1 protein-coding gene is annotated in these 1,422 nt (G+C 66.3%); it reads right to left on the reverse strand.

Annotated elements, in window-relative coordinates:
- Positions 1 to 1,382 (reverse strand): response regulator (locus LRF89_RS13145; RefSeq protein ID WP_238637357.1); only part of this gene is annotated, 1,382 nt, incomplete at its 3' end.
- Between the last annotated feature and the right edge of the window lie 40 nt (positions 1,383 to 1,422).

The following is a 1,422-nucleotide window of genomic DNA, read 5'->3' on the forward strand; positions in this document are numbered from 1 at the left end:
AGGTGGCCATCGGCGCCGGCCTGCGCGGCGCGCTGACGATCCTCATCCATCACGGCCGCTGAGAGGGCGAGGATGGGGCGGTCGTAGCCCTCTTCGCGCAGCGCCCGCATCGCCTCATAGCCGTCCATCACCGGCATCTGCAGGTCCATCAGCACCAGATCCGGCGGATTGGCGCGGATCGCCTCGACGGCGACGGCACCATTCTCGGCGGTCTCCACGGTGGCTCCGGTCTTCTCCAGCAGTTCCGTGGCCACCTCCCGGTTGATCTCGTTGTCTTCAACGAGCAGCAGGCGGTGGCCGCGCAGGTCCGGTGCGTGGTGGGATGAGGGGGCATCGCGTCCCGGCTCTCCCCCCCGCTCAGCGCGGGCTAGCGCATCGTAGAGCGAAGAGGCGGTCAGGGGTTTGGCCAGGAAGTCGGTGACCTGGTCTTCGCCGATCTCGATCTCCTCCCGCGCGTAGGCGCTAACCATCAGGATCGGCGGCTGGGTCTGGCGAAGCTCGCCGGACTGGCGCCGGCGTTCGATCTCGGCACAGGTCTCGGTACCGGTCATGCCCCCGGGCATCATCCAATCGAGCAGGATGAAATCGAAGGGCTCCCCGCGCTGCTCCGCCGCTACGATCCGCTCGATGGCCGCCTCGCCGCTGGCCGCCTCCTCGGTCGTGAACGCGCAGTGGTGGAGGAGTTCGCGCATGATCTCGCGGGCGCTGGGCTGATCGTCGACAATCAGCACGCGGTGGCCGCGGGTATTCGGGCAGGCGATGGTCGCTTCGCGGTCTTCGCCGAGAGGCAGAGTGAGTGTGAAGGCAAACGTGCTGCCTTCCCCGGGGGCGGAGTCGACCGTGAGTTCACCGCCCATGGCTTCAACCAGCCGCCGGCTGATCACCAGTCCAAGGCCGGTGCCGCCATAACGCCGGGTGGTCGAGGTGTCGGCCTGGCCGAAGGCCTGAAAGATCCGGGCGATTTGCGCCTCGCTCATGCCAATGCCGGTATCCCGCACGTAGAAACGCAGCGTGGCGTGGCCGGCAAGCGCCGACTCGACACTCCGTATGCCAAGCTCCACGGTGCCGCCTCGTTCGGTGAACTTCGTGGCGTTGCCGAGCAGGTTGCTGAGCACCTGCGCAAGGCGCAGGGAGTCGCCGACCAGGGTCTGTGGGAGGGACGGTGGGATGTCGTAGAGCAGTTCCAGGCCGCCGGCGTGGGCCTTCTCGCCAAAGAGGGTCGCCATCTGCTCGATCACATCGCAGAGCTGAAACTCGTGGGTCTCCAGCTCCAGCTTGCCTGCCTCGATCTTGGAGAAGTCGAGGATGTCGTTGAGGATGCCGAGCAGCATCCTCGATGAGTGTTCGATCTTCCGCAGCTGATCGCGCTGCTTGGCGCTCAATTCGCTTTGCGCAAGGAGTTGGCTGAGACCGATGACCGCA

This window comes from Halorhodospira sp. 9621 (genome assembly GCF_022228055.1).
Taxonomy (GTDB): Bacteria; Pseudomonadota; Gammaproteobacteria; order Nitrococcales; family Halorhodospiraceae; genus Halorhodospira; species Halorhodospira halophila_A.